This window comes from Massilia polaris (assembly GCF_012927275.1).
Classification (GTDB): Bacteria; Pseudomonadota; Gammaproteobacteria; order Burkholderiales; family Burkholderiaceae_D; genus Telluria_A; species Telluria_A polaris.
In genome coordinates this window covers 83,234-108,325 of the sequence record NZ_JABBGG010000005.1, presented here as the reverse complement: position 1 = coordinate 108,325, position 25,092 = coordinate 83,234, and the positions used below count along the sequence as shown (strand labels likewise).

Annotated in this window: 24 protein-coding genes and 1 pseudogene; 15 read left to right on the top strand and 10 right to left on the bottom strand. The window is 61.7% G+C overall.

Going from position 1 to position 25,092, the window contains the following annotated elements:
- Nucleotides 1-43 precede the first annotated feature (43 nt).
- The 6 genes from HHL21_RS10190 to HHL21_RS10165 are packed head-to-tail and all read left to right on the top strand — an operon-like array spanning nucleotide 44 to nucleotide 6,002.
- Nucleotides 44-1,099: an aminoglycoside phosphotransferase family protein gene (locus HHL21_RS10190; RefSeq protein WP_169465367.1), complete on the top strand. Its 1,056-nt coding sequence runs from the start codon at nucleotides 44-46 to the stop codon at nucleotides 1,097-1,099.
- A 13-nt stretch (nucleotides 1,100-1,112) separates the two neighbouring features.
- The gene (gene murU / locus HHL21_RS10185) at nucleotides 1,113-1,832 is read left to right on the top strand and encodes an N-acetylmuramate alpha-1-phosphate uridylyltransferase MurU (protein ID WP_169465365.1); all 720 of its coding nucleotides are present in this window, start codon (nucleotides 1,113-1,115) and stop codon (nucleotides 1,830-1,832) included.
- Nucleotides 1,829-3,160 (top strand): aminopeptidase P N-terminal domain-containing protein, encoded by a 1,332-nt coding sequence (locus tag HHL21_RS10180; protein ID WP_370659698.1) that lies wholly within the window; start codon nucleotides 1,829-1,831, stop codon nucleotides 3,158-3,160. Before murU ends, HHL21_RS10180 begins: the two co-directional genes overlap by 4 nt.
- A complete protein-coding gene (locus tag HHL21_RS10175; protein ID WP_169465791.1) occupies nucleotides 3,160-4,314 on the top strand; it encodes an FAD-dependent monooxygenase in 1,155 nt (384 codons plus the stop codon). The genes HHL21_RS10180 and HHL21_RS10175 overlap by 1 nt, the downstream gene beginning before the upstream one ends.
- Before the next feature lie 42 nt (nucleotides 4,315-4,356).
- The gene (locus HHL21_RS10170) at nucleotides 4,357-5,025 is read left to right on the top strand and encodes a DUF2306 domain-containing protein (RefSeq protein WP_169465361.1); all 669 of its coding nucleotides are present in this window, start codon (nucleotides 4,357-4,359) and stop codon (nucleotides 5,023-5,025) included.
- A 59-nt stretch (nucleotides 5,026-5,084) separates the two neighbouring features.
- Nucleotides 5,085-6,002, top strand: coding sequence for a GGDEF domain-containing protein (locus tag HHL21_RS10165; protein WP_169465360.1), 918 nt, complete (start codon nucleotides 5,085-5,087; stop codon nucleotides 6,000-6,002).
- 20 nt (nucleotides 6,003-6,022) lie between these two features.
- On the opposite strand, the gene HHL21_RS10160 is transcribed toward HHL21_RS10165, so the two are convergent.
- From HHL21_RS10160 to HHL21_RS10150, 3 genes are read right to left on the bottom strand one after another with little or no spacing between them, the layout of a single operon-like run.
- The gene (locus HHL21_RS10160; RefSeq protein ID WP_169465358.1) at nucleotides 6,023-7,477 is read right to left on the bottom strand and encodes an NAD(P)(+) transhydrogenase (Re/Si-specific) subunit beta; all 1,455 of its coding nucleotides are present in this window, start codon (nucleotides 7,475-7,477) and stop codon (nucleotides 6,023-6,025) included.
- A complete protein-coding gene (locus HHL21_RS10155) occupies nucleotides 7,474-7,788 on the bottom strand; it encodes an NAD(P) transhydrogenase subunit alpha part 2 (protein WP_169465356.1) in 315 nt (104 codons plus the stop codon). The genes HHL21_RS10160 and HHL21_RS10155 overlap by 4 nt, the downstream gene beginning before the upstream one ends.
- Before the next feature lie 18 nt (nucleotides 7,789-7,806).
- A complete protein-coding gene (locus tag HHL21_RS10150) occupies nucleotides 7,807-8,919 on the bottom strand; it encodes a Re/Si-specific NAD(P)(+) transhydrogenase subunit alpha (protein WP_169465354.1) in 1,113 nt (370 codons plus the stop codon).
- A 163-nt stretch (nucleotides 8,920-9,082) separates the two neighbouring features.
- On the opposite strand from HHL21_RS10150, the gene HHL21_RS10145 reads away from it, so the two are divergent.
- The 3 genes from HHL21_RS10145 to HHL21_RS21405 all read left to right on the top strand — a co-directional run bounded on the left by HHL21_RS10145 (nucleotide 9,083) and on the right by HHL21_RS21405 (nucleotide 11,353).
- Nucleotides 9,083-9,586 (top strand): NUDIX hydrolase, encoded by a 504-nt coding sequence (locus HHL21_RS10145; RefSeq protein WP_169465352.1) that lies wholly within the window; start codon nucleotides 9,083-9,085, stop codon nucleotides 9,584-9,586.
- A 1-nt stretch (nucleotide 9,587) separates the two neighbouring features.
- A complete protein-coding gene (mnmA, locus tag HHL21_RS10140) occupies nucleotides 9,588-10,688 on the top strand; it encodes a tRNA 2-thiouridine(34) synthase MnmA (RefSeq protein ID WP_169465350.1) in 1,101 nt (366 codons plus the stop codon).
- 92 nt (nucleotides 10,689-10,780) lie between these two features.
- Nucleotides 10,781-11,353, top strand: a complete 573-nt coding sequence (locus tag HHL21_RS21405) for a hypothetical protein (RefSeq protein ID WP_206085723.1) — start codon at nucleotides 10,781-10,783, stop codon at nucleotides 11,351-11,353.
- On the opposite strand, the gene HHL21_RS10130 is transcribed toward HHL21_RS21405, so the two are convergent.
- From HHL21_RS10130 to HHL21_RS10120, 3 genes are read right to left on the bottom strand one after another with little or no spacing between them, the layout of a single operon-like run.
- On the bottom strand, nucleotides 11,350-11,739 hold the full coding sequence (locus HHL21_RS10130) for a response regulator (RefSeq protein ID WP_169465348.1): 390 nt from the start codon (nucleotides 11,737-11,739) through the stop codon (nucleotides 11,350-11,352). The genes HHL21_RS21405 and HHL21_RS10130 overlap by 4 nt on opposite strands.
- An 18-nt stretch (nucleotides 11,740-11,757) precedes the next feature.
- Nucleotides 11,758-12,534 (bottom strand): 5'-3' exonuclease, encoded by a 777-nt coding sequence (locus HHL21_RS10125; protein ID WP_169465346.1) that lies wholly within the window; start codon nucleotides 12,532-12,534, stop codon nucleotides 11,758-11,760.
- A 5-nt stretch (nucleotides 12,535-12,539) separates the two neighbouring features.
- Nucleotides 12,540-13,211, bottom strand: a complete 672-nt coding sequence (locus HHL21_RS10120; RefSeq protein ID WP_169465344.1) for a glutathione S-transferase family protein — start codon at nucleotides 13,209-13,211, stop codon at nucleotides 12,540-12,542.
- A gap of 111 nt (nucleotides 13,212-13,322) precedes the next feature.
- On the opposite strand from HHL21_RS10120, the gene HHL21_RS10115 reads away from it, so the two are divergent.
- From HHL21_RS10115 to HHL21_RS21680, 4 genes and pseudogenes are all read left to right on the top strand, one after another.
- Nucleotides 13,323-15,224, top strand: a complete 1,902-nt coding sequence (locus tag HHL21_RS10115; protein WP_169465342.1) for a CocE/NonD family hydrolase — start codon at nucleotides 13,323-13,325, stop codon at nucleotides 15,222-15,224.
- A 66-nt stretch (nucleotides 15,225-15,290) separates the two neighbouring features.
- Nucleotides 15,291-15,662: a BlaI/MecI/CopY family transcriptional regulator gene (locus tag HHL21_RS10110; protein WP_169465340.1), complete on the top strand. Its 372-nt coding sequence runs from the start codon at nucleotides 15,291-15,293 to the stop codon at nucleotides 15,660-15,662.
- On the top strand, nucleotides 15,659-17,227 hold the full coding sequence (locus tag HHL21_RS10105; RefSeq protein ID WP_169465338.1) for a M56 family metallopeptidase: 1,569 nt from the start codon (nucleotides 15,659-15,661) through the stop codon (nucleotides 17,225-17,227). The genes HHL21_RS10110 and HHL21_RS10105 overlap by 4 nt, the downstream gene beginning before the upstream one ends.
- A 57-nt stretch (nucleotides 17,228-17,284) precedes the next feature.
- Nucleotides 17,285-17,485: pseudogene (locus HHL21_RS21680) on the top strand (DUF72 domain-containing protein); the annotation flags it as partial.
- A gap of 291 nt (nucleotides 17,486-17,776) precedes the next feature.
- On the opposite strand, the gene HHL21_RS10095 reads toward HHL21_RS21680, so the two are convergent.
- Nucleotides 17,777-18,511, bottom strand: a complete 735-nt coding sequence (locus tag HHL21_RS10095) for a hypothetical protein (RefSeq protein ID WP_206085721.1) — start codon at nucleotides 18,509-18,511, stop codon at nucleotides 17,777-17,779.
- Nucleotides 18,512-18,917: 406 nt separating this feature from the next.
- Between HHL21_RS10095 and HHL21_RS10090 the strand changes: the two genes are divergently transcribed.
- The gene (locus HHL21_RS10090; RefSeq protein WP_169465334.1) at nucleotides 18,918-20,060 is read left to right on the top strand and encodes a hypothetical protein; all 1,143 of its coding nucleotides are present in this window, start codon (nucleotides 18,918-18,920) and stop codon (nucleotides 20,058-20,060) included.
- Nucleotides 20,061-20,225: 165 nt separating this feature from the next.
- On the opposite strand, the gene HHL21_RS10085 is transcribed toward HHL21_RS10090, so the two are convergent.
- Both HHL21_RS10085 and HHL21_RS10080 read right to left on the bottom strand, forming a co-directional pair.
- The gene (locus HHL21_RS10085) at nucleotides 20,226-22,640 is read right to left on the bottom strand and encodes a hypothetical protein (protein ID WP_169465332.1); all 2,415 of its coding nucleotides are present in this window, start codon (nucleotides 22,638-22,640) and stop codon (nucleotides 20,226-20,228) included.
- Complete coding sequence (locus tag HHL21_RS10080) at nucleotides 22,637-23,566, bottom strand: PIN domain-containing protein (RefSeq protein WP_169465330.1); 930 nt, start codon at nucleotides 23,564-23,566, stop codon at nucleotides 22,637-22,639. The genes HHL21_RS10085 and HHL21_RS10080 overlap by 4 nt, the downstream gene beginning before the upstream one ends.
- A gap of 410 nt (nucleotides 23,567-23,976) precedes the next feature.
- On the opposite strand from HHL21_RS10080, the gene HHL21_RS10075 reads away from it, so the two are divergent.
- Nucleotides 23,977-24,849, top strand: coding sequence for a DUF72 domain-containing protein (locus HHL21_RS10075; protein ID WP_169465328.1), 873 nt, complete (start codon nucleotides 23,977-23,979; stop codon nucleotides 24,847-24,849).
- Here the strand turns inward: HHL21_RS10075 and HHL21_RS10070 are convergent.
- Nucleotides 24,846-25,091: a DUF6587 family protein gene (locus HHL21_RS10070; RefSeq protein WP_206085720.1), complete on the bottom strand. Its 246-nt coding sequence runs from the start codon at nucleotides 25,089-25,091 to the stop codon at nucleotides 24,846-24,848. The genes HHL21_RS10075 and HHL21_RS10070 overlap by 4 nt on opposite strands.
- Nucleotide 25,092 lies beyond the last annotated feature (1 nt).

The window sequence follows — 25,092 nt, the reverse complement described above, 5'->3', positions numbered from 1 at the left end:
TATATGGGATTGTGTCACTCAACCGGATTCCACAGGCTGCTTCATGTCTTTATTGTCATCAAATTTCCCCGCACTCAAGTCCGACGCCCGCCTGGAGCAGCTTTCCGCATGGCTGGGAACGCTTAACCTGGTGCAGGTCGAGACCAAGCGCCCTGCCTCGTCCGACGCCAGCTTCCGCCGTTATTTCCGCCTCGATGTTGTGCCCGAACTACGTGAGAAACTTGGCAACACCCTGATTGCCATGGACGCACCGCCGGAGCGCGAAAACGTGCCGGCGTTTATCCATGTGCAAGGCCTGCTGCTCGAAGCCGGCGTCACGGTGCCGGCGATCGTCGCGCAGGACGTGCCGAACGGCTTCCTGCTGCTGTCGGACCTCGGCACCACCACTTACCTGCAGCGCCTCGATATCGACAACGCGCCGTTCATGTATTCGGACGCGGTCGATGCGCTGGTCCAGTTCCAGCTGCACAGCAAGCCGGACGTGCTGGCCGACTACGACCGCGCCTTCATCGAGCGCGAGCTGAACCTGTTCCCTGAATGGTTCGTCGGCAAGCACCTCGGCATCGACATGACACAAGAGCAAAGCGCCCAGCTGAACGGCGTGTTCGAAGCGATCATCGGCAACGTGCTGGCGCAGCCGCAGGTATTCATGCACCGCGATTTCCATTCGCGTAACCTGATGTTCCTCGACCAGGGCAACCCGGGCGTGCTGGACTTCCAGGATGCCGTGTTCGGCCCCGTCACCTACGACCTCGGCTCGCTGCTGCGCGACGCCTACGTCCAGTGGGACGAGGAAGTGGTGCTCGACTGGGTGGTGCGCTACTGGCAGCGCGCCAAGCAGGTCGGCCTGCCGGTCAATCCCGACATCGACGCGTTCTACCGCGACTTCGAGTTCATGGCCCTGCAGCGCCACCTGAAAATCCTCGGCATCTTCTGCCGCCTCAATTACCGCGATGGCAAAGCGATCTACATGGGCGATTTGCCAACCGTGACCGACTACGTGCGCAAGACAGCCAACCGCTACACTGTGCTCAAACCGCTGGTGCGCCTGCTCGACACGTTCGAGGACAAGGCGCCCCAGGTCGGCTATACCTTCTGACAGCAAGGCATCAATGAAAGCCATGATTTTTGCCGCTGGCCGCGGCGAGCGTATGCGTCCGCTGACGGACACCTGCCCCAAGCCGCTGCTCAAAGTGCGCGGCCGCCCCCTGATCACCTGGCACGTGCTGAACCTGGTGCGCGCCGGGATCACCGAGATCGTCATCAACCACGCCCACCTCGGCCACATGATCGAGGAAGAACTGGGCGACGGCAGCAAGTACGGCGCGCGCATCGTCTACTCGCGCGAGGAAACCGCGCTGGAAACGGCAGGCGGCATCGCCAACGCGCTGCACCTGCTGGGCGACCAGCCTTTCGTGGCGGTGTCGGGCGATATCTACTGCCCTTACTTCGACTTCGAACAGGTCAAGGACGTATTGGCCGAAAAGGACGCGCTGGGCAATCCTTACCCGCCTGATCAACGCGACGCTTGCTGGCTGTACCTGACGCCGAACCCGTGGCACAACCCGCAAGGCGACTTCGCGCTCACCATGTACTCGGTGGCGAACGAAGGCACGCCGAAGTGGAACTTCGCGAACATCGGCGTCTACCGTCCCGAGATGTTCGCGCACATCAAGCCGGGCGAACGCGCGCGCCTCGGCAACCTGATGCGCGATTACGCCGACCGCGGCCTGGCCGGCGGTGAAGTCTATATGGGCGAATGGGTCAACGTCGGCACCATCGCGCAGCTGGAGGAACTCAACGCCCCGCTGGCAAAGAAGGTAATCGCGTGAAACACCATGCGGCGCGGCGGGCGCTGGTCTGCGGGCAGATGCCTGCAGGCGCGGTCGCAATCCTCGCCACCGCGCCCGAAGTGCCGCGCAATGCCGACAGCGATTACCCCTATCGCCACGACAGCTACTTCTACTACCTGACCGGCTTTACCGAACCTGAAGCCGTGGCGGTACTGGTGGCCGCGCAGGGCAGCACGCCTTCGCGCTCGATCCTGTTCTGCCGCCAGAAAAACGCCGAGCGCGAAATCTGGGACGGCTTCCGCTATGGCCCCGAGGCCGCGCGCGCAGCCTTCGGTTTCGATGAAGCGTATGCCATCGACGACATCGACAGCGAGCTGCCCAGGCTGCTCGCCAATGCCGCCGCGCTGTACTGCCCGCTGGCGCACAGCGCCGCTTTCGACGCGCGCATCAAGGGATGGATGGACAAGGTGCGCGGCCTGTCGCGCAGCGGCGTGACCGCGCCCGCCAGCGTGCATGACCTGCTGGTGCTGCTCGATGAAATGCGCGTATTCAAGGACGAACATGAGCAGGCGCTGATGCAGCGCGCCGCCGACATCTCGGCCCGCGCGCACGAACGCGCGATGCGCGCCACGCGACCCGGCATGTTCGAATACGAGATCGAAGCGGAACTGCTGCACGAATTCCGCCGCAGCGGCGCCCAGTCGCCAGCTTACGCGTCGATCGTGGCGTCGGGCGCGCATGCCTGCGTGCTCCACTACAACGCCAACAACGCGCAAACGCGCGACGGCGACCTGGTCCTGATCGACGCCGGCTGCGAATTCGATAGCTACGCATCCGACATCACCCGGACCTGGCCGGTGAACGGGCGCTTCAGCGCACCGCAGAAACAACTGTACGAACTGGTGCTCGCCGCGCAGTCGGCGGCGCTGGCCGCCATCGTGCCGGGCCAGCGCTACAGCGCCATCCATGACGCCGCGCTGAAGGTGCTGGCGCAGGGCATGCTCGACTTCGGCCTGCTCGACAAGGCGAAGTTCGGCGGCGTCGACGATGTGGTCGCGGAACGCGCGTTCGCGCAGTTCTACATGCACGGCACCGGCCACTGGCTCGGGCTCGACGTGCACGATGCCGGCGCCTACCGCGACGTGACGCTGGACGAGCGCCCATCGCGCATCCTGCAGCCGGGCATGGCGCTGACGGTGGAACCGGGCCTCTACGTGCGGCCCGCGCCGGGCGTGCCCGAACAGTTCTGGAACATCGGCATCCGCATCGAGGACGACGTGGTGGTCACTGCTTCCGGCCGCAAAATCCTCAGCGGCGCCGCGCCGAAGCTGGTCGCCGATATCGAGAAGGCGATGCAACACGGATGATGGAAGCCGCAGACAACAAACTCGACGTCGCGATCTGCGGCGCCGGCCCGGTCGGCATGGCGCTCGCCGCCCTGCTGGTCAAGCGCGGCATGGCGCCGCATACGATCGCGCTGCTCGACGCCAGGCCGCTCGCGCTGGCGCTGTCCGACCCGCGCTCGATCGCGCTGTCTTACGGCAGCCGCCAGCTGCTCGAAGCGATCGGCGCATGGCCGGTCGATTCGACACCAATCCATGAAATCCACGTATCGCGGAGCGGCCACTTAGGCCGCAGCATGATCGAGCGCGGCGACCATAAAGTGCCTGCGCTGGGCTATGTGGCGCGCTACGGCGACGTGGCCGGCGTGCTGGCATCCGTCTGCGACGGCCTCGGCATCGAGATCACGCGCCCGGCCCGCGTCGCCGGCGCCGTGGAAGATGGCGACGGCGTGGTGCTACGCCTCGAAGACGGCCGCGAGGTCGGCGCATCGCTGGCGGTGCAGGCCGAAGGCGGCGTGTTCGGCGCACAGGAAGCGCGGACGCGCCAGCGCGACTATGGCCAGACCGCCGTGATCGCGCGCGTCAGCACCAATGCGCCAATCTCGCACCGCGCCTACGAACGGTTCACCGACGAAGGTCCGCTGGCCCTGCTGCCGCAGGATGGGGCCGATGGCCAGCAGTACGCGCTGGTATGGTGCGTGCGCCCTGAACGCGCGGAAGCCCTGCTGGCGCTCGACGATAAGGAATTCTTGTCCGAGCTGGGCCAGGCTTTCGGCACCCGCCTCGGCCGCTTTGTCGGCGCAACCCGGCGCGTCTCCTACCCGCTTGGCCTGAACGCCGACGCCGCCGCCACCGCGCGCACGGTCGCCATCGGCAATGCGGCGCAAACGCTGCACCCGGTAGCAGGCCAGGGCCTGAACCTGGGCCTGCGCGACGCTGCCGTGCTTGCGCGCATGCTGGCGCGCGAAGCGACGCCTGGCGTGCTGGCGCGCTTTGCCGCAGAGCGCAAGCGCGACCGCGGACTGGTGGTCGGGCTGACCGACGCGATGGCGCGCGTGTTCGCCAGCGGCGGCCGCTCGCAGGCGCTGCTCGGTCTTGCGCTGGGCGTGCTCGACACGGTGGGCCCGGCCCGTACACTGCTGGCGGAAACCATGATGTTTGGACATCGCGCCCCTTAAACCGGCGCGCACGGGTCAACAGCCCATCAAACAGGAGGCTCGATGATTTCTCCGCATTTGCTGAATATTGGTGTGCATGTTGGCGCCGGGACGATCGCCATGGCCATTGGGTTCTGGCTCCTCGCGGCAGCCAAAGGAACCCCCTCCCACCGCAAACGCGGACGCCTGTTCGCCTGGTTCACGCTGGCCGTCTGCGCCTCCGCGGTCGTCGGCAACGCGGTCTTCCGCTTCATGCCCCTGTTCGCGGTGTTGACCGTACTGGTGCTGTACCAGTTATTGAGCGGATGGCGCGCCGTCTATACCAAAGCTGCCGGTCCCAACCAGGTCGACGCCATGCTGGGTGCGGGCGCGGCCTGGTGGGCGATCAGCCTGGTGCCGCTGGTACTCACGAATTCCACCCGCGAAAGCGCACCGGTTGTCGTCTACGCAACCCTCGCCGCACTGTTCGCCCTGATCGCCTATGACGCGCTGCGCTGGCTATTCCCGCGCGCATGGCATGCAACGCTCTGGCGCTACGAACACATCTACAAACTGGTGGCCTCATTGTTTTCGATGCTGTCGGCTGCGGCGGGCAACCTGTTCCCGCAGGGGCAGCCTTGGTCGCAGCTGCTCCCGTCGGCGCTGGGCATCGCGGCCATCGCATGGTTTTTCTGGCGCGAGTCGCGCCGTACGATCGTCGGGCAGATGCAGGTGGCGGTTGCCGAGGCGTAGAATGGCAAGAATTTCGCAGTGGTGGCAGAATGTAGCGACGCCCCCGACCGCGCGCTATCATGCCTACCGCCCTGCCCGCATCGTTGATGTCGGCCCTCATTGAAGAGTCGCTCGACGCAGTCGTCATCGTTGATGAGCACTGCCGGATCCGCTACGCCAACCAGTCACTCCAGGCGCTATGTGGCCGCAGCGAACCCGACCTGCTGGGAAAATCGCTCGATGCCCTGCTGCCGGACGCGATGGCCGCCTACCATACCGATTACCTGCGCATGCTCGAGCAGGGCGGAAAGCCGGCGGCGGTGCTCGGCAAGGTGCGCGAATTTTCGATCCACCATAAAAGCGGCAAGGCGATCCCCATCGAAATGAAAGCGCTCGACCTCGGCGAGCACGACGGGCTGCGCTACTTCGGCGCCTTCCTCGAGGACTTGCGGACGCGCCGGCGCATAGAGAATAAGAACGCGGCATTGCTGGCGCGGCTTGAACAGGAAGCCATGACCGATTCGCTGACCAAAATCGCGAACCGGCGCGCGTTCGACGCGGAAGCGATGCAGATGATGGCGCGGGCGCAGCGCAGCGGCATGCCGGTCGCCGTGGGCATCGCCGACATCGACCACTTCAAGAACATCAACGACGACCATGGCCATCCGGTCGGCGATACCGTGCTGCGCGCGGTGGCCAGGCGGATCATCGATGCTGCGCGCGCGACCGATTTTGTCGCGCGCATCGGCGGGGAGGAATTCGGTTTGCTGTTCCCGGAGACGCAGGCCGAGACGGCGATCGGGATCGCGCAGCGGATCCGCGAAGCGATTGCCGCCAGCCCGATCCGGGCCGACGACAACTGCGAAGTGTGCGCGACAGTCAGCATCGGCGTGGCCACGATGATGCCGGGGAGCGCGCTGGAAGAAGCGCTGGCGAATGCCGATTGCGCGTTGTACGTCGCCAAGAACGGCGGGCGCAACCGGGTCGAGGCGGCATAGCCGGAACGGCGGATGCCTGTTTACCCGACGGCCTTGACCATCGACTCCAGCACCTTCTTCGCATCGCCGAACACCATCATCGTATTCGGCTGGTAGAACAGGTCGTTATCCAGGCCTGCGTAGCCGGAAGCCATCGAGCGCTTGTTGACGATGATGCTCTTGGCCTTGTACGCCTCGAGGATCGGCATGCCGGCGATCGGCGACTTCGGATCCTTCGCCGCCGGGTTTACCACGTCGTTCGCGCCGAGCACCAGCACCACGTCGGTCTGGCCGAATTCGCCGTTGATGTCCTCCATCTCGAACACCTGGTCGTACGGCACCTCGGCTTCGGCCAGCAGCACGTTCATGTGTCCGGGCATGCGTCCTGCCACCGGATGGATCGCGTACTTCACCGACACCCCCTGATGGGTCAGCTTTTCGACCAGCTCCTTGAGCGCGTGCTGCGCGCGCGCCACCGCCAGGCCATAGCCCGGAACGATGATGACGGATTCCGCATTGCTCATGATGAAGGCAGCATCGTCGGCCGAACCGGATTTGACCGGGCGCTGCTCCTGCGCGGCGCCGCCCGTGACAGCAGCCTCGCCGCCGAAGCCGCCGAGGATCACGTTGAAGAACGAACGGTTCATCGCCTTGCACATGATGTACGACAGGATCGCACCGCTTGAGCCGACCAGCGAACCGGCGATGATCAGCATCGAGTTATTCAGCGAGAAGCCGATGCCCGCAGCCGCCCAGCCCGAATAGCTGTTCAACATCGACACGACCACCGGCATGTCCGCGCCGCCGATCGGGATGATGATCAGCACGCCCAGGATGAACGACAGGATCGCCATGATGACAAACGGCGTCCAGGCCGGCTCGGCGCCTTCGGAGAAGCAGAACACCAGTCCCAGCACGACGATCGCGATGGCGATCGCCAGGTTGAACATGTGCTGGCCGGGGAAGCTGACCGGCGCGCCCTGGAACAGGCGGAACTTGTATTTGCCCGACAGCTTGCCGAATGCGATCACCGATCCGGAGAAGGTGACGGCGCCCACAAACGTACCGATGAACAGCTCGAGGCGGTTACCGAACGGCAGCGCGACGCCGCGCTCGGTGATCTGGAATACCCACGGCTCCGACACCACGGCGACCGCGATGCAGACAGCGGCAAGGCCGATCAGCGAGTGCATCGCCGCGACCAGTTCCGGCATCTTGGTCATTTCGACCTTCTTGGCCGCGAACGCGCCGATGCCGCCGCCAACCACAAGGCCGAGGATGACCAGGCCGTAGCCCATCGTGCCCGTGGCCATTTCGGCCTTGAGCTTGAGGATCAGCGCCACGGTGGTGACGGTGGCGATGGCCATGCCGGTCATGCCGAAGGCGTTGCCGGCACGCGCGGTGGATGGCGAGGACAGGCCCTTGAGCGCCTGGATGAAGCAGACCGACGCGACCAGGTACAGCAGCGTTACCAGGTTCAAGCTGATGAAGTTCATGCCCGCTCTCCCGCTTTAGCTTTCGGCTCTTTTTTCTTGAACATCTCGAGCATGCGCTGGGTGACGAGGAAGCCGCCGAACACGTTGACGGCTGCCAGCGCCACCGCGATCGTGCCGGCCACCTGGCCAAGCAGGCCCTCGGTGAGCGCGGCCGCCAGCATGGCGCCGACGATGATGATCGCGGAGATCGCGTTGGTGACTGCCATCAGCGGCGTATGCAGCGCCGGGGTGACGGTCCAGACCACGTGGTAGCCGACGTAGATGGCCAGCACGAAGATGATCAGGTTGATGATGGTATGGCTGATTTCCATGTGATTCTCCCGTCCTTGTTATTTACGCAGCACGTCGCCGCCGGCGCACAACAGCGTCGCTTTCAGGATCTCATCCTCGCGGTCGATCACGAGATTGTCGTCCTTGTCGATGACCAGCTTGAGGAAGTCGAGCACGTTGCGCGCGTACAGCGCGGAAGCGTCGGCCGCCACCAGCGTCGCCAGGTCAGGCTCGCCGACGATTGACACGCCGTGCCTGACGACGGTCTTGTTCAGCTCCGACAGCGGACAGTTGCCGCCCTGCGAGACGGCCAGGTCGACGATCACCGAGCCTGGCTTCATCGCCTTCACGGTTTCTTCCGAGATCAGCACTGGCGCCGGGCGGCCCGGGATCAGCGCGGTAGTGATGATGATGTCGGCCAGCTTGGCGCGCTCGTGTACCAGTTCGGCCTGGCGGCGCATCCAGTCGGCCGGCATGGCGCGCGCGTAGCCGCCGGCGCCCTGGGCGATTTCCTTCTCTTCATCGGTCAGGTAAGGCACGTCGATGAACTTGGCGCCCAGCGACTCGACCTGTTCCTTGACCGGCGGGCGCACGTCGGACGCCTCGATCACGGCGCCGAGGCGCTTGGCGGTGGCGATGGCCTGCAGGCCGGCCACGCCCACGCCCATGATCAGCACGCGCGCCGCTTTCACGGTGCCCGCGGCCGTCATCAGCATCGGCATGAAGCGCTGGTAAGTGTTGGCGGCGACCATCATGGCCTTGTAGCCGGCGATGTTGGCCTGCGAGGACAGCACGTCCATCGATTGCGCGCGTGTGATGCGCGGCACGGCTTCGAGGGCGAACGCGCTCAGGCCGGAGGCGGCCATCGCAGCGGTGTTCTCGGCATCGAAAGGATTGAGCATACCGATCAAGACTGCACCCTGCTTCATCAGCGCGCGCTCGTCGGCGCCAGGTGCGCGCACCTTCAGCACGACGTCGCAGCCGAAGGCGTCGGCGGCGCTGCCGATGGTTGCGCCGGCCGCCGCATAGGCCTCGTCAATGACCGAAGCCGCCACGCCTGCACCCGACTGCACAACCACCTGGTGCTTCGCCGCCAGCTTCTTCACTGTCTCGGGGGTAGCCGCGACACGGGTTTCGCCAGCCCGCGTTTCAGCGGGTATGCCTATCCTCATAAATGCCTCCGTGAAATGAATTGATTGATAAGATAGTACACGTAAATTGTGAATACAAAATGCCGCAACCTTAATCAAAGGGCAATCCGGGATTTTCGGGCCGCTCGTGAGCAACCGATGCGGGGCCAAGGTAGAATGTCGGCTTCAATTTTGAGGGGCGCACATGCCACACACCTGGAGACCGTCAGTTACCGTCGCCGCGATCATCGAGCGCGACGGCCGTTTTTTGCTGATTGAAGAAGAGACCAGTGAAGGCGTGCGTGTCAACCAGCCCGCCGGCCACCTCGACCCGCTCGAGACACTGGAACAGGCGGTGATCCGCGAAGTGATGGAAGAGACGGCGCACGAGTTCATCCCGCACGCACTGGTCGGCATGTACATGTCGCGCTACACTTCGAAGCGGCGCGGCACCGACGTCACCTACCTGCGCTTCACCTTCTGCGGCGCAGCGGGCAAGGAATACGACCAGCCGCTCGACCATGGCATCCTGCGCACGATGTGGATGACGCGCGACGAGATCGCCGCCTGCCAGGAACGCCACCGCAGCCCGATCGTGCTCACCTGCGTCGACGATTACCTGGCCGGCAAACGCGCCGCGCTGGACCTGCTGCACACCCACTCCTCGGTATTCGAGGACGGGCTCTCACTAAAAACGGATGCCACCTGAAATGAGCAAGAAAAAAGTCGTGATCGGCATGTCGGGAGGAGTCGATTCCTCGGTCGCGGCGTGGATGCTGAAGGAGCAGGGCTATGAAGTCATCGGCCTGTTCATGAAGAACTGGGAAGACGACGACGACTCCGAATTCTGCTCGTCGCGCCAGGACTGGATCGACGCGGCCAGCGTGGCCGACGTGGTCGGCGTCGACATCGAAGCCGTCAACTTCGCCGCCGAATACAAGGACCGCGTGTTCGCCGAGTTCCTGCGCGAATACCAGGCCGGCCGCACGCCGAATCCGGACGTGCTGTGCAACGCCGAGATCAAGTTCAAGGCCTTCCTGGACCACGCGATGCACCTGGGCGCCGACCTGATCGCGACCGGCCACTATGCCCGCGTGCGTGAAAACGCCGGCCGCTTCGAGCTGCTCAAGGCCGTCGACGCGACCAAGGACCAGAGCTACTTCCTGCACCGCCTGAACCAGGCGCAGTTGTCGAAGACGCTGTTCCCGCTCGGCGAAATCCCGAAGACCGAAGTGCGCAAGATCGCCGAGCGCCTGGCGCTGCCGAATGCGGCCAAGAAGGACTCGACCGGCATCTGCTTTATCGGCGAGCGCCCGTTCCGCGACTTTTTGAACCGCTACCTGTCGTACAAGCCGGGCCAGATGAAGACCGACGACGGCACCGTGGTGGGCGAGCACGTGGGGCTGTCGTTCTACACGCTGGGCCAGCGCAAGGGCATCGGCGTGGGCGGCATGAAGAAGTACAAGAACGATGACGGCACCAGCGAGCCGTGGTTCGTCGCGCGCAAGGACGTCGAAACCAACACGCTGTGGATCGTGCAGGGGCATGACCACCCGTGGCTGCTGTCGGCGTCGCTGCAAGCTGGCCAGGCCAGCTGGATCGCGGGCGAGCCGCCGGTGGCGCGTGCGCTGTCGGCCAAGACGCGCTATCGCCAGGCCGATGTGGCGTGCCATGTGGCGCCGCAGGGGATGGACCGGTTTGCGCTGGATTTCACCGATCCGCAATGGGCGGTGACGCCGGGGCAGTCGGCCGTGCTGTATGACGGCGATGTGTGCCTGGGCGGCGGGATTATCGACAGCTCGCGCATTTGACCGGCGGGGCGGGCATATGCATGTTTACATCATGCAAAAGTGTCAATATACTCGGCGGACGCCTGACCGGGCGGCCACCAAGGATATCTGCCATGAATGCCGTTCCCGCCAATCGTACGCGCGCCATCCTCACCGTCTTTGCACTGATGCTCGAGCTGGCCCACCTCGCGTGGGAACACTTCAACGGCGGGGTCGTGGCTCATCACCTGCTCAACCGCGCTGACATGCCGGCCATCTCGAACTGGTGGGGTGTGCTTGTTATTCCCGCACTCACCTGGTCCCTTACCGGCCTGATCCAGCGCCGAATTTCAAAACGCGGCGGCAATACGCTCGGCAGCGCGCGCCTTGGCCCCGCCGTCCTGGCCGGGTTGTTTGGCGCACTCGCCTATGGGGCAGTGCTTGCCATCGCGTTCACGCTGAATCACGCGGCGCTGACTTACATATTCCTGGCGCTCTTTGCGATATCGGTAATCGTGCCGGCCTATCGCGCTGAGTATGTGCTGGGCTTCGTACTCGCGATGACCTTTACCTTTGGCGCTGTGCTGCCGGCCATCATGGCGCTGGTCATTGCGTCATTTTCGCGCCTGGTGCACTCGCTGTCGGGTTTTGTGTGGCGGCTCATCCGCCATGGCCGATCCCCACGACCGCTGCCGCGCAATTATTAACTCGCCGGGACGCTGTTCTTCTTCACCACCGCAATCACGGTATTCCTGATCGTCTTCAGTACCGCGTCGGCCTTGAACGGCTTCACGATGAAGCCGTGCACGCCGCGCGCCAGCGCGGACTGGATGGTCGCCGCATCCAGCGTACCCGACACCAGGAAAATCAGCGTCTTCGGCATCGTCTCCCTGACCTGCTCGACGATGTTGTGCCCATCCTCCATCTGCTCCAGCGCGATGCAGAAGATGTGCGGATGGTGCTTCTGCAGCAGCGCGTAGCCCTGCGCGCTCGTGTGCGTGTGTCCGACGACGTTGTAGCTGCCGTCGGTCAGCACGGTGTTGAGCAAGCCGCGCGAAATGGCGTTCGAATCCACAAGTACTGCCTTCAACATCGCTTCTTTTCCTTGCTCTTAAAATGTTTGGTACGCCAGCATCTTCCAGCTTACACCCAGGCGCACGTCGGTCTTGAGCTGCACCAGCTGGCGTGACAGGTACAGTATCTCGCGCTCGGCGCGCAGGCGTTCGCCGATCGGTGTCTTGAGTATCCCCGCCCCTGCCATCACCGCATCGAGGTTGCCGTAGGCGTTGAGCAGCTTGGCCGCCGTCTTCATGCCGACCTTCGATACGCCCGGCACGCCGTCCGTAACGTCGCCCATCAGCGCCAGCAAATCCACCAGCAGCTCGGGCGCGACGCCGAACTTGTTGCGCACCCAGGCGTCGTCATGCCACTCGCCCTTGAAGTGATCCCACACCAGCGCGCCTTGCGCGATCAGGCCGTGCAGGTCCTTGTCGGTGGTGGCGATGATCGCGTCGCCGCGCCCTTCCTGCAGCCAGCGCAGCACGCCAGTGCCGATCACGTCGTCGGCCTCGACCTCGGGCAGCATCAGCACATGCAGGCCAGCCTGCGCCAGCTTGTCGTGGAAGCCCGGCAGCGCTTCGCGCAGGCACGACGGCATCGGTGCGCGGTTCTCGCGGTAGCGCGGGTACAGCGCATGGCGCCACGTGGCGCCGCCGAAGTCGAACGCGGCCAGCACGTGCGTCGGCTCATGCGCGGCGATCAGGTTGCGGAACGACGACAGCGCGTGGCGCAGGGCGATATCGGCCTTCTCGCGCGAGTCCGGCTCGGGACTGGCTTCGTAGACGCGGCGGACGATATTGAGTCCGTCGATCGCAAGCAGCTTGCCCATCTCTTTTATTTCCCGATCGTGAACGGGCCGCCGCGCTCCAGTGCGCGCTGGTATGCAGGCCGCGCATGGATGCGCTGCAGGTACGCATTCAGCCTTGGATATTTTTCATCGAGCCCGCCGCGCGACGCCGCCGCTTCGATCACGAAGCTGAGCTGGATGTCCGCCGCCGTGAATTCTTCTCCCGCAAACCAGGTGCTCTTGCCCAGCTCGGCCTCGAGGAAGGCCAGGTGCGAGAGAATCTGCGGCATGATGAAACCGCGCGTGACCTTTTGCGCGATCGAGCGCGCCACCGGCTTGGCGAAGAACGGCATTGGCGCGGTTTCGATGCGGTCGAAGACAAACTTCATCAGCAGCGGCGGCATCGCCGAGCCTTCCGCGTAATGCAGGAAGTAGGTGTAGCGCCGCTTGTCCGGCGTGCCGGGCGCGGGCACCAGCTGCGTGCCGCCCTGGCGCTCGATGAAGTATTCGATGATCGCGCCAGATTCGGCCACTACCGTATCGCCGTCCGCCACCACCGGTGACTTGCCAAGCGGGTGGATGGCGCGCAGCTCGGGCGGCGCCAGCATGGTCGTGGGGTCGCGCTGGTACTTCTTGATCTCGTAAGGGAGGCCAAGTTCTTCCAGCAGCCACAGGATGCGCTGCGAGCGCGAGTTGTTCAGGTGGTGGACGATGATCATGTTGTGCTTCCCCATGTTCGCAAATACGTGCATTGTAACGGCAGCAAGAGCAAGATTGCGCGACAATCGATGCTTCGGTAGTATGCCTCCATCTAATCAGTGGAGTTATCGATGTCGCGCCGAATCGCCTTGCAGTTATCCGTCCTTTCCCTGCTTCTCACTGCACTGCATGCCCCGGCATCGGCCCAGACCTCGGCGATGGCGCCCGACATCCCCGCCGCGCGCTTCGAGCTGCCGGTGCCCGGCGCCGACTATGTCAAGCAGGTGGCGATGATCCCGATGCGCGACGGCGTCAAACTGTACACCGTGATCGTGATCCCCACGGATGCCAGAGGTGCGCCGATGATGCTTACCCGCACACCCTATAACGCGGCCAAGCGCGCCGAGCGCAATGTCAGCCCGCACATGCTGTCGATGCTGCCGGAAGGCGACGACAACTTCATCGCAGGCGGCTACATCCGCGTGTTCCAGGACGTGCGCGGCAAGCACGGATCGGAAGGCGAATATGTGATGAACCGCCCGCTGCGCGGCACACTGAACACAACGCAGGTCGACCACGCGACCGACGCCTGGGACACCATCGACTGGCTGGTCAAGAACGTGGCGCAGTCGAACGGCAAGGTCGGCATGGTCGGCTCGTCGTACGAAGGCTTTACCGTGCTGATGGCGCTGGCCGACCCGCACCCGGCTTTGAGGGCTGCGGTGCCGATGAGCGCGATGGTCGACGGCTGGCGCGGCGACGACTGGTTCCACAACGGCGCATTCCGCCTGCCGATGCTGAACTACTTCGCCACCCAGACGACCGCGCGCGGCAACGCCCCGTCGCTCTCGACCGGCGTGTATGACGATTACGAGTTCGCGCTGCGCGCCGGATCGACGTCCGATTACGCCAGGCGTTTCGGCATCGACCAGCTGAATTTCACGAAGAAGATTTTTGAACATCCGGCCTACGACAGTTTCTGGCAGGAGCAGGCGGTCGACCGGGTCCTCGCTACGCGCCCGCTGAAGGTGCCGACCATGCACGTCGTCGGACGCTGGGACCAGGAGGATATCTACGGCCCGTACGCGGCCTATGCCGCCACCGAGCGCATGGACAAGAACAACGACATGAACCACCTGGTTGTCGGTCCGTGGCGCCACAGCGGCGTCAATTACCAGGGTTCGACGCTCGGCCCGCTGAAATTCAACGGCGACACCGCGGCGCAGTTCCGCCGCGATGTGATGCAGCCCTTCTTCGACCAGCACCTGCGCGACGGCGCGCCGAAGGCGAATACCGCGCCCGTCCTGTCCTACCGCACCGGCGCCGACCAGTGGCAGAAACTGGACAAGTGGCCGCTGTCAAGCAAGATGCAGCCGGTGTACCTGAAGGCCGGCTTCGCGCTGGGCCAGGGCAAGCCGGCCGGCGGCGCGCAGTTCGACGAGTACGTTTCCGATCCTGCCAAGCCGGTACCGTTCATATCGCGCCCGGTGCGCATGCACGATGCGGCTGTGTGGAAGCCGTGGCTGGTCAGCGACCAGCGTTCGTTCTCGGACCGCCCCGACGTGCTGACCTACGTGTCCGAGCCGCTCACAGCGCCGATGAAGATCGCCGGCGCGCCGATGGTGAACCTGTTCGCGTCGACCTCCGGCACCGACGCCGACTGGGTCGTCAAGCTGATCGACGTGTATCCGGACGAAGTGTCGGCCCAGCCGGAGATGGGCGGCTACCAGCTTGGCATCTCGATGGACATCTTCCGCGGCCGCTATCGCCAGGGCTTCGACAAGCCGCTCGCGGTCACGCCGAACAAGGTGGAGCGCTACCGCTTCGAGCTGCCGAACGCCGACCACGTTTTCCTGCCCGGCCACCGCGTGATGGTGCAGATCCAGTCGAGCTGGTTCCCGCTGTACGAGCGCAATCCGCAGACCTTCGTGCCGAATATTTTCTTCGCCCAGCCAGGCGACTACCGCAAGGCGACCCAGCGCATCTACCATGCGCCGGGTATGGAAAGCGCCATCGAACTGCCTGTCTACTAAACTTATAGTTGACAGCGCCGCACATCGCGCCTACGATCTACTAAACATATAGTAGAAGGAGGTGCGATGGACATTACCTTTACCGACCGCGAAGCCGGCGTCATGCAGGTCCTGTGGGACTGCGGGCCGTCGGTAGTCGCCGAAGTGCGCGCGAAGCTGGATGACGAACTGGCTTACACCACCGTACTGACGGTGTTGCGTACGCTCGAAACCAAGGGCTACGTCGGCCACACCGAGGAGGGCCGCGGCCACCGCTATTTCGCCGCGATCGAACAGCAGGCGGCGCGCAAGAGCGCCCTCGCCCACCTCACCAGCAAATTGTTCAAGGGCTCGGCCGAGCTGCTGTTTGCCCACCTGGTCTCGGACCGCAAGCTTGGCGCGGACGAAATCGCCCGCATGCGCAAGCTGCTGGCCGACAGCGCGAAGGACAAATCATGATCGCCTGGATCGCGTACACCGTGATGGTGACCTTGCTGCTGGCCGGCGCAGCCCTCGCCGCCGAAGCGTCCGCGCGCCTGCGCCGGGCCGCGACGCGCTGGATCTGGGCGGCGGCGATAGTCGCCGCCGCGCTGCTGCCGCTGGTGATATCGACGGTGTCGATCCAGGTGCCTGCAAGTCTCGCGCCAAACGCCGTAACCGCGCCGGTCGCCCTGCGCGAGGTAACCTCACCAGCATTGTCGCCATCGACCTGGATCGCTACGCCAACGGCGGCGGTCGATAGCAGCGTTCAAACCGGCCCGCTTCTCGAACGCGTATCGCTCGCCGCGTCGCTTGCGATCGTGATCGCGCTCGCAGCCAGCGCCGTCGCCCTGCAGCTGCGCAAGCGCCGCTGGGCGCAGCGGGTAATGGCCGGCGTCGACGTGCTGGTCGCGCCGGACGCAGGCCCCGCCGTGGTGGGCCTGGTGCGCCCGCGAATCGTTGTCCCGGCGTGGCTGCTGCAAGCGTCGCCGCTTCAGCAGTCGCTGGTCATCGCGCATGAAAGATCGCACGTCGATGCGCGCGATCCGCACCTGCTCGCGTTCGCGATCGCCGTGCTGGCACTGATGCCGTGGAACCTGCCGCTGTGGTGGATGCTGCGCCGCCTGCGCCATGCCATCGAAGTCGATTGCGACGCGCGCGTGCTGCGTGGCGGGCATGATGTTCGCGCCTACGGCGAGGCGCTGGTTGACGTCGGCCAGCGCCAGTCTGGCTATCTTGGGGCAGCGGCGGCGATGGCCGAATCGCGCTCCTTGCTGGAACAGCGCATCCGCCTGATGCTGCGGGCGCCCGGCCCCAAAGGCCGCGCAGCCGGCTTCGTCCTGGGCGGTTTGGCCCTGTCGATGGCCGCGATTGCCGCGCAAGTCGCGCCGCCGCCAAGCGTTGCAATGCAAGCGCCGCGCCAGCAGATCGACCTGCCAGCATCGCGCCTGCTCGACTACGAAGGCACCTACCAGGTCGACGAATTCGTGCTGATGGAAGTCACGCGCGACGGCCGGCGCCTGTGGACGCGGATGAGCGGACAACCGCGCATCGAACAATACGCGGAGCGCCAGGATGCGTTCTTCTCGCGCGACGTCGATGTCCAGTTAGCGTTCCAGCGCGACGCGCGCGGCAAGGTGGACGGACTCCGGCTGCACTGGATGGGCGGGGACTTCGTCGCTCCAAGGCTCGACCGTGACGGTATCGCCGCCGCATCGATGAAGATCAACCAGAACATCGTGCGCACCAGGCCCAGGCCGGGCGGTGAGGCACTTCTGCGGCGCAATGTCGACCAGGCCGTGGCAGGCAAGGTCCGGCTCGACGACCTGACGCCACAGTTCGCCAGGCAGGTGCTCCGGGTCGCCCCACGGATCACGAACGAGCTGGCACCGTATGGCCGGCTCAAGTCTGTCACGTTCCTGATGGTCGACCAGAATGGATGGGATGTGTACCGTGTGCGGCACGAGCACGGCCAGCGCGACTGGCACATGCTGATCAATTCAGACGGAAAAGTTGCCGGAGCCTTCACGCGCGAAGTTCATTAACGCAGAAGGTTCGGCAGCGAACGGAGCGGCCGATGCGCCCTGCCTATGCTGTGAACGATGGGCACGATCCGCATCGGAATTTCTGGCTGGCGCTATGAGCCGTGGCGCGGGGTCTTCTATCCGGAAGATCTGGTGCAGCACCGCGAGCTCGAATTCGCCTCGCGCGCGCTGCCGACCATCGAGATCAATGGTTCCTTCTATTCATTGCAGCGCCCGGAAAGCGACGCCTCCGGGTACGCGGAGTCGCCCGCAATTTTTGGCGATACGAATCCTGAACACTATGCGTACTTAGAAAAATCCATGACAACGTATCGAGGTGTGGCTTGGGTCGCGCATTGGAAGAAAGTATGGCCTGCACCAGGAAAGTGCGAAAATGAACTTGCTCTGACATGCTCCGACAGGTAGTCACTAAGTCGGCGTCATGGTAGATCCTGGCGGTGCGCTCCGAACCTAACCCGCCGTGAATAGGTCGCGTTTAGAGCGACCGTGAAGCCGCTGTCTGATAGACTGGGTGTGTCATGTGAAATCTGGGCAACTACACATCACCGATCAGCATTCCGTTCTCGGCCAAATTTCAAATGCGCGGCAATGATCTCTGGGATCTATCAGTATGACTTTTCCCCATGCAGAGAACTCGGCATTAACAACAAGGCTGGCCCGAAACCGTTCTTGTTCGCATTCCCTTACACCAAGAGCGATGTGATCAACCAGAATGAGCCACCAAGATGCATACCGCGATCGATACGGAGAAACCTTGCGCGCCTTTTCAGCGACGCACAGCATGAGGTTGGTCTCGACTTCGCTCAACACCCATCCGCCGGAGTCGCGATCGAGACTTGATCCGAGCAAAAAAAAACTTCCCTGATCCTTCCCAGCTCTTCGCAATTTTAGTTGAAGTGTATCGTTAATGCGGATAGTGATGGGCTGACGATTCTGCGCGTTCATGAACATAAATAGTTCGCGGCGAATGATGGGCTCAGCAATTTTCCACGCTATTTGCGGACGCTTGTAGATTAAGGTTACATACCAGCTCTCTCCATCGATCGACTTGCCGATAGCGGGAAAGTATTTTTCCGTGCGCTGCCAGAGGGGTATCGCCACCTGCTCCAATCCTTCCGTTCGCGAATCCTTGAGGTGGTAGTTTTGGTTAAGACGGCGTACTTCCACTCCAATCATTCCCCCGATGCTGAAGTCCGGAGGAACATTCCCATCGGGCTCAAAAACGATAGTTCCAAGTTCGAGAGACTGTAGATACTTTTCAACAATTCGTTCAGACTGATCCATAAAGCCCCATTCTTGGGTCAGTCTCGCCCAACTGCTCGACTGCCCCATCGGTGATTCATTTCACCAATTCAACTTGCGAAAGGATTTGTCGCTTAGTGAGGGGGGCGTCCTTCGGTGGCAACTGGGCCAACAGGCACGTACCGATGCAGCGGCCCAACGCCTCTTCCATTTACTACATCGTAACAAGTGAAGCCGGACGAAAGAAGCGAAAAGCAGAAGTCGCGTTTGCGAAAAAAATCCGGTGCCTCCTCTGCAAGAATGTATATGTCCCAGCCATATGTCACCAAAGAATTTTTCCGTTACTCATACTAACAAGTAAGATGTTTGGTATCCAAAGTGCGGGATGTGATGTTCTACATTCATCCTCTCTCTGCCCCTTTGCAACGTTGAAATTAATCGAGGCTTTATGCTCTTTACCGACTACGTTCGTACTGACGATAAACCAAAAGCTAACCGCGAGGGTGATTTCGCGTTCCTTGACCGCTCAGTGCGGCCTGAGATTCAGCGCGTAAGGGAGCAACTGGATCGTTTGTTCGAGGGTTATCCGGGGAGCGAGAAACACGAGCTTATCGCCCGAATACGATCGAGAAATAACGTCAATTTCAGATCGGCGACATTCGAGCTTCTAATTTATGCTTTCCTCACTCGTTTGGGCTATACGCTACGTCCGCATCCCCAGCTCGCAAACGGCTCTACCAAGCTACCAGATTTTCATGTAATCGCGCCTGACGGGACCGAGTTCTACCTGGAAGCTGTACTGGCATCATCAAACGACGGCTCTAATTATCCGGCAGATGCGATGATTGCGACCGCGTTGGATCACTTATATCAATCCAATCATAATCATTTTTACGTCGAAGTCAGCACGGAAGGGTCACCTACTACGCAACCAAGTGGGAAAAAACTGCTCGCAAAAGTGCTGGGTTGGCTCGATTCTCTTGATCCGGACCACATAGCCAGTTCGGTTGAGGAAAATGGCTTCGACAGCTTGCCAACGCTTATCTGGGAACATGAACAATTGAAAGTCATGCTCCGTCCGATACCAATCGGGTTTGAGCAAAGAGGTACGGCAACGACTTTGATAGGCTTTCTCGATGGTTGGGCCGGGATCGTGGACGATTGGACTCCTATTAGAGACCAGATCAAATTTAAGGGCGGCAGATACTGCGACCTTGGAATGCCTCTATTGGTTGCCGTAAACTTTGGTTCATTTAATCTCGAGAGAATTGACGAGATGCAGGCGCTATTTGGACAAGAAGAATTCGTATTCAATAGCGAGGACTTGGGCGCGGAGCCAAAACTGCGACGCGCGCCAAACGGCGCTTGGCGCGGACACAAAGGCCCACAAGGTCGCCGAGCGAGCGGCGCATGGATCTTCAATGATCTGCAATCGCATAATATTGCGTCCAGACGCCATACAATCTACTTCAATCCATGGGCTTTTCACCCGCTCCCTGACTGTTTGAACCAAATGCCACACGCGAGGTTGTATGGAGAAGAAGTACGGTGGGAGAAAGGCGTGAGTCTGAAGGACGTTCTCGAACTTTAAGAGGATTGGCCCTGATAGGCACGAGGACTTTCTTGCCGCACTCATGGCCGGAAATTTGTGGCTCGGATAGGAGCCCAAGGCCTATGCCACCGCCGAAAACGCCGCACTGGTCAAGCTTGACGGGATGTCGGAGAATTGTTTGATCGATTACCGAGCACCCAACTTTTAGCTCTTATCCTTGCCCACGCCATAGCGATATTTGCGAAGCGCCATCCCTTCGCCAGCACGCTCTGTCTCAAGCTTGATCATGCGCTGCAAGCTCTCGGTGAGCCACCGAGAGAAAGCTTGGACGTGACTGTCCTCATCGTGCGTCCAGCCGGAAATCTCGTGCTGCTTGCGCTCGAAGGCCTCGACCATGCCATATTCGCCGCTCACAACGCCAGTTGTCTCAATTGCGGCCGCGACCTCATTCCAGATGGGGGAGCGTTCCGGCACGGTCCTGATGATTGCTTTGCAGACCTCCAGAATCGATGGATCCCCTTCGTAGGCGCGCAGGACTCCGATCACGAACTTGATGTCGTCCTCGGTACCCGCCACGACGTATTTGAGCAGCAGCTGCTCCAACGGCTCACCGATCAATGGGAAGGCGGACTTAACGAGTCGCGCCCCACGATAGCTAAAAAAGGATTGATTTTCCTTGTCAAAGGTACCTCGGAGAGCCAAAAGTAGTGCGTCCGGCTCACGGGCAAGCACTTTATTTAATTTGTTCAGCTGGTACGGAATTGCTTCGAATCTATAACTGCTGCCACCAGTGGGTACTCGCTTTTGATTATCCAGTACCCGAGCATGCGTAAGCCGGCCAATCAGAAAGTCTAGAACGGCATGGAGATCATGCTGCGCCATCTCGTAGAGTACGTCCTCAGCCTGGTAGTCCAACTCTGGAAGTGTGGCGAGCGATGCAAGCAGCTCGGCGCGTTCATGTGGCTCCATTGCGCTCACTAAGACTCGAAGGTCCCTATTGAACCAAATTGCTCTGACCCAGCGGGAGTCATTATGCTTCTTTAATTCGCGCAGTGATTGCATGAAAAGGGACTTGGCATCCTCCGCACCTTTGGCATATAGGCTGGCTGCCACTGCCATCACTTCGATGAGAGCGTCCCGGTCACTAAGGGCCGAGGCACGGGCAGTAACCTCCAGCAGAATATCTAGCCGCGGTGGGGCCATTTGATAGAGGGATTTTGCGATGGGTATTAAATGTCGACCATTCTCCAACCAATTCTCCACAATCGCTTCTATCTCGACCGATCTGACACTGCCCCATAGGCCGCGCAATAACGGGATGAGGAAAGGCGCCATAAGCACTTCGTGGACGGCAACGAGTTCGAGCGCAAGGCGAGGTCTCTCTCTGCCGATGGACTCGAGGAATTGGTAATACACCGGGAACGACGCTAAGTCGTTCGACCGGGTTTTGGAAAAGTCCAAAATACGATCGCGCCATTTCTCATAGCTAGCGTCGTCGATTTCGTGGAGGTATTGGCGCGCGGCCTCGAGCCGCTTGGTATCACCATACTCCCAGGCTTCGTCGGAACGGCTCAAATCTTCCCAGTTCCCAAAGATACCTTCGAAGCCGATGAGTTGCTTGTAGATCTGGTATTCAGCGTGCGCATCCACTACATCCCGCACGTCTAATGCTTTCCGCTTAATCGTCTCCGAGGCGCCGCGGTAATAGTCCCAGTAGGCGTCGTGTTCAATTAATTGCACTAACGGCAGCGCGCTAGTCATCACCAGCTCTCGCATGAAATCGAGTACTGTGACCGTATCCCTCTCAAACATGGCCGAAGTTCCTGCGTCGCTACTGGGAACCTCGCGCCTGGTCGCCGAATCTAAGGTTCTCAGGACGTGCTTCTGGTGGTCGACGGATGCTACAAGTCCGTACATTCGCTTCGCCAGCTTGATGGCGTCGGCACGCATGTCAGCGACACCACCGTCGCTTGTTACTGAGCCACGTCGGATCGTAACGCTCTGGAACGTCCAGTTCGTTCCTTCAATAGTCGGTGAAAGTATTGTGCCAAGGATCCTGAGGACGATATCCGCATTGGTTCGCAAAGCGTCGTCCGTCAACTGGGTGAGATGGGTCACCAGTCGCGCCTGCGACTCGGCGCCGCGGGGGGGCGGTCCGTAAAAGACGTGTAAATCTATGCTCGCAAGAGTTTCAAGGGAACGCTCCGCCTTTGCCCGCACTTCTTTGTCATCGTCGCGCGACATCTGCAGCAGGAAATCAACCAGCAACTCTGTGTGCACATACCGCACCTTGTCAGCGACTTCGATACTTTCACGTATCAGGATTTCCGGAGACCGGTAGCGAAGCTTCGCGCCAGTGATCGGAGCACCACCCTCAGTCAAGGTCCTAGTCTGTACCGATTTTACGAAAGATTCCAGCGTCGGGAGCGTCGCCATATGGAACCGCGGGACCAGAACCTCAAGCGTCTTCAGCGCTTCCGACAACTCGTCGTATTCGCAGCTCTCCTGGAGCACTTCTGAGATACGGCCGAATTCTTCGCTTAGACGCTCCTCGACTGCTGGAGACTTAACGTCCACCAGCTTGGAAAGTGCCGAGAGGCGTAGTTCGAACTTGCTCATAAAGCGACCTTCAGTAAGACGCTAATTACGACCTCGGTACCCGCGGCCTGCTGGGCTAGCGCTCGGCTCGTCGGGATGAGGTGGGTTCCGGTATCGTTGAGTCTGCCAGAAAGTACTAGGGTACGCGCCTCGTGTTCAGCAATAGCGCGGTCGAACCCTGCATTCTCAAGAGTGGAAAACAGTTCGTCCTTCGAAGGCGTGTTGAGGGCCTCGATTAGACCCAGCACGATGATATCCATTTCCTTGAAGGACGGACTACGAAGTTGGTGGAGAGGTACGGCTACTTCCTCGACGACCGGCGGCCGGATTGCGATGACGGCAGTTGCTAGCTCGATGTCATTGAGAAGTGTTTCCACTTCCCGGTAGACCTTGAAGCCTTCCTTCTTAAACGCCTCGGCAAGCTTGTTATCTCCGACCAGAGCACAGCGGTGACCCTTCCTATTCTTAATTTCAATCCCGGCTTCCAAGATCCATGAATCAGGGATGTCCTTGCGCCGCTGTTCGCGCTCCTCTGCCGGGCTGAACGGCAGATCAACATTGAAGTACCTGGTCCACGCGTTGGCCGCGTGCTCCATCGAAATCTCGATCACTTCAATTTTATTGGTCGCCACGAAGCGGTTGAAGGTGGTCTGTGAGTTGCGTGCTACCTCGTCGACATCCCACAAGTCCAAATGGGGTTCCGGCAGCCCCTCCACAAGCATGCCCTGCATGCCGCGTTGGAGTTTGTCGAACAGCAACTTCATCTTTTCAACATACTCTACATGCTTTGCTAGCTGGGCTGTCCGCTCCTCTTCAAGGGCAATGTGCGGGATGTACAACTTCAGCGAGCCCATCTGGCACTGCCGCAGCAGGCGCTGGAAGTCGGGGTGTTGGAAGGGAAATCTGCGCAGCATGCTGGTATCGATAACCAGGTGAAAGACATCCATAGGAGGGCGCAAGAACGCGTAGGCGGCTGGAAATTTTGGGTCGGAAGATTATAGCAGGCGGACCTGTGTGCCCTGCGAGTGTCCCTAGTCGGGGCTTGCGTGAAAGACAAGCGCTTCTAAAGCTCAGGATCGACGACCTGAATCTCAGTTCGGCAAGCAGATGCAGCGTGGGTTGCCGAGCATGGTCAAGGAACACGACTCTACGACCGGGCTAAGGCGGTGAATTCGTCGCGGTGGACCGAAACGGATTCAATGTGTACCGCGTGGAGCACAAGCACGGCCAACACGACTGGCACATGCTGATCAATTCAGACGGAAAAGTTGCCGGAGCCTTCACGCGCGAAGTTCATTAACGCAGAAGGTTCGGCAGCGAACGGAGCGGCCGATGCGTCCTGCCTATGCTGTGAACGATGGGCACGATCCGCATCGGAATTTCTGGCTGGCGCTATGAGCCGTGGCGCGGGGTCTTCTATCCGGATGATCTGGTGCAGCACCGCGAGCTCGAATTCGCCTCGCGCGCCCTGCCGACCATCGAGATCAACGGTTCCTTCTATTCATTGCAGCGCCCGGAAAGCTACGCCGCCTGGTACGAAGCGACGCCGCCCGGTTTCATGTTCAGCGTGAAGGGCAACCGCTTCATTACCCATATCCTGCGCCTGAAGGAAGTCGACCGGCCGGTCGCTAACGTGCTGGCGTCCGGTGCGTTCAACCTGCGCGAAAAGCTCGGGCCCTTCTTGTGGCAGTTCCCGCCCAATTTCAAGTTCGATCCAGAACGGATGGAGCACTTCCTCAGCCTGCTGCCGCACGATAGCGAGACCGGACTGGCGCTGGCGCGCGGTTACGAGCCGCGCATGGAAGGCAAGGTCGCGCTCGACGTCGACAAGAAGCGCAAGCTGCGCCATGCGGTCGAGATCCGCCACGAGAGCTTTGTCGACGAGGCCTTCATCGCGCTGCTGCGCAAGTACAAGGTGGCCGTGGTGGTGGCGGACAGCACCGGCAAATGGCCGTATATCGAAGACATGACTGCCGACTTCATGTACCTGCGCCTGCACGGCGACAAGGAACTGTACGCCAGCGGCTACACCGAAGAAGCGCTCGACCGCTGGGCCGAACGCATGCAGGCGTGGTCGACCGGTTCGCAGCCTGCCGACGCCCGCCTGGTCTCGTCGAAAGCGCCGCCGGCGCGCAAAAGCCGCGACATCTTCTGCTACTTCGACAATGACATCAAGGTGCGCGCGCCGTTCGACGCGCGCAGGCTGATCGAGAGGCTTGGACTGGCTTAGGACTTGTGGATTTTGATGACGCGTTTTGCGTCTGCGGGCGCGGGCGCCGGATCGGCGCACGCCTTGCAGCTGTCGCAGCCGCTGCCGCAGCCCGGGTCCGGGTTGAGCAGGCGGCCCAGCGTTGAATCGCTGCCGCCGACGCGGTAGGAGAGCTTCTTGCGCCATGCAGCCGGCATGTACTTGCGGGCCGTGTAAAACGCGGCAGCCGCAACGATCAGTCCGACGATGACGTATTCAAGCACC

Bases quoted from the DNA above. Each gene is read 5' to 3' on its own strand.
- HHL21_RS10190 (WP_169465367.1), top strand. From the start codon at position 44: ATGTCTTTATTGTCATCAAATTTCCCCGCACTCAAGTCCGACGCCCGC.
- murU (WP_169465365.1), top strand. From the start codon at position 1,113: ATGAAAGCCATGATTTTTGCCGCTGGCCGCGGCGAGCGTATGCGTCCG.
- HHL21_RS10175 (WP_169465791.1), top strand. From the start codon at position 3,160: ATGGAAGCCGCAGACAACAAACTCGACGTCGCGATCTGCGGCGCCGGC.
- HHL21_RS10170 (WP_169465361.1), top strand. From the start codon at position 4,357: ATGATTTCTCCGCATTTGCTGAATATTGGTGTGCATGTTGGCGCCGGG.
- HHL21_RS10165 (WP_169465360.1), top strand. From the start codon at position 5,085: ATGCCTACCGCCCTGCCCGCATCGTTGATGTCGGCCCTCATTGAAGAG.
- HHL21_RS10160 (WP_169465358.1), bottom strand. From the start codon at position 7,477: ATGAACTTCATCAGCTTGAACCTGGTAACGCTGCTGTACCTGGTCGCG.
- HHL21_RS10155 (WP_169465356.1), bottom strand. From the start codon at position 7,788: ATGGAAATCAGCCATACCATCATCAACCTGATCATCTTCGTGCTGGCC.
- HHL21_RS10150 (WP_169465354.1), bottom strand. From the start codon at position 8,919: ATGAGGATAGGCATACCCGCTGAAACGCGGGCTGGCGAAACCCGTGTC.
- HHL21_RS10145 (WP_169465352.1), top strand. From the start codon at position 9,083: ATGCCACACACCTGGAGACCGTCAGTTACCGTCGCCGCGATCATCGAG.
- mnmA (WP_169465350.1), top strand. From the start codon at position 9,588: ATGAGCAAGAAAAAAGTCGTGATCGGCATGTCGGGAGGAGTCGATTCC.
- HHL21_RS21405 (WP_206085723.1), top strand. From the start codon at position 10,781: ATGAATGCCGTTCCCGCCAATCGTACGCGCGCCATCCTCACCGTCTTT.
- HHL21_RS10130 (WP_169465348.1), bottom strand. From the start codon at position 11,739: ATGTTGAAGGCAGTACTTGTGGATTCGAACGCCATTTCGCGCGGCTTG.
- HHL21_RS10125 (WP_169465346.1), bottom strand. From the start codon at position 12,534: ATGGGCAAGCTGCTTGCGATCGACGGACTCAATATCGTCCGCCGCGTC.
- HHL21_RS10120 (WP_169465344.1), bottom strand. From the start codon at position 13,211: ATGATCATCGTCCACCACCTGAACAACTCGCGCTCGCAGCGCATCCTG.
- HHL21_RS10115 (WP_169465342.1), top strand. From the start codon at position 13,323: ATGTCGCGCCGAATCGCCTTGCAGTTATCCGTCCTTTCCCTGCTTCTC.
- HHL21_RS10110 (WP_169465340.1), top strand. From the start codon at position 15,291: ATGGACATTACCTTTACCGACCGCGAAGCCGGCGTCATGCAGGTCCTG.
- HHL21_RS10105 (WP_169465338.1), top strand. From the start codon at position 15,659: ATGATCGCCTGGATCGCGTACACCGTGATGGTGACCTTGCTGCTGGCC.
- HHL21_RS10095 (WP_206085721.1), bottom strand. From the start codon at position 18,511: ATGGATCAGTCTGAACGAATTGTTGAAAAGTATCTACAGTCTCTCGAA.
- HHL21_RS10090 (WP_169465334.1), top strand. From the start codon at position 18,918: ATGCTCTTTACCGACTACGTTCGTACTGACGATAAACCAAAAGCTAAC.
- HHL21_RS10085 (WP_169465332.1), bottom strand. From the start codon at position 22,640: ATGAGCAAGTTCGAACTACGCCTCTCGGCACTTTCCAAGCTGGTGGAC.
- HHL21_RS10080 (WP_169465330.1), bottom strand. From the start codon at position 23,566: ATGGATGTCTTTCACCTGGTTATCGATACCAGCATGCTGCGCAGATTT.
- HHL21_RS10075 (WP_169465328.1), top strand. From the start codon at position 23,977: ATGGGCACGATCCGCATCGGAATTTCTGGCTGGCGCTATGAGCCGTGG.